General features: G+C 65.2%; 1 protein-coding gene. It reads left to right on the top strand.

What is annotated here, in order from left to right; translation table 11 throughout:
• Positions 1-1,011, top strand: a 1,011-nt coding sequence (locus tag EN893_RS35490; RefSeq protein ID WP_128362241.1) for a DUF2090 domain-containing protein, incomplete at its 5' end; no start/stop codon positions are given.
• Positions 1,012-1,016 lie beyond the last annotated feature (5 nt).

The raw sequence follows: 1,016 nt of genomic DNA, 5'->3' as shown, positions 1-1,016 counted from the left end.
GCCAATGCCTGCGGCGCCTTCGCCGTGTCGCGTCTGCTCTGCGCGCCGGAATATCCGACCTTCGAAGAACTGCGGTTCTTCCTCAAACACGGCAGCGAGCATCTGGCGTTGCGCAAGGACGAGGCGATCAACCACATCCATTGGGCAACGACGCGCCGGCGCGACATTCCCTCGCTGATGGCGCTCGCGTGCGACCACCGCGTGCAGCTCGAGGATGTGGCGGCGAAGGCCGGCGCCGATCCGGCACGGATCGAAGAATTCAAGGTGCTGGCAGTCAAGGCGGCTGCGAAGGTCGCCGCCGGCCGCGACGGCTACGGCATGCTGATCGACGAGAAACACGGCCGCAAGGCAATGTTCGAATTCGCCAGGCATTCCTTCGCCTGGCTCGGGCGGCCGGTAGAGTTGCCGGGTTCGCGGCCGCTGCGCTTCGAATTCTCGCAGGACATCGGCTCGCAGCTTGTCGAATGGCCGGTCGACCATTGCATCAAATGCCTGTGTTTCTATCACCCCGACGATCCGGCGGCGCTGAAGGAAGAACAGCAGCAGAAGTTGCGCGCCCTGTTCGAAGGCGCGCGGAAGGTCGGCAGGGAACTTCTCATCGAGATCATTGCCGGCAAACATGGCAAGCTCGACGACACGACGATCCCGCGCGCGTTGGAGGAACTCTATGCGCTCGGCATCAAGCCGGACTGGTGGAAGCTCGAGCCGCAGGCGTCGAGCGGCGCCTGGGCGAAGATCGAGGCCGTCATCCTGAAGCACGACCCGTGGTGCCGCGGCGTCGTGCTGCTGGGCCTGGAAGCGCCGCAGGACGAGCTGGAAGCGGCGTTCGCCGCCACCGCCAAGGCGCCCATCGTCAAGGGCTTTGCCGTCGGCCGCACCATCTTCGTCCATGCGGCCGAACAATGGCTGGCCGGCAAGATGTCGGATAACGAGGCGATCGCCGACATGGCGCAGCGCTTCGAACAGTTGACGGATGCGTGGCTTGCCGAGCGCGGCCGCAAGGCGGCATAAGAAGG

This window comes from Mesorhizobium sp. M7A.F.Ca.CA.004.04.2.1 (assembly GCF_004022825.1).
GTDB lineage: Bacteria > Pseudomonadota > Alphaproteobacteria > Rhizobiales > Rhizobiaceae > Mesorhizobium.
Note: the sequence above shows the minus strand (reverse complement) of the source record. Positions and strands in the feature narration are given on the sequence as shown.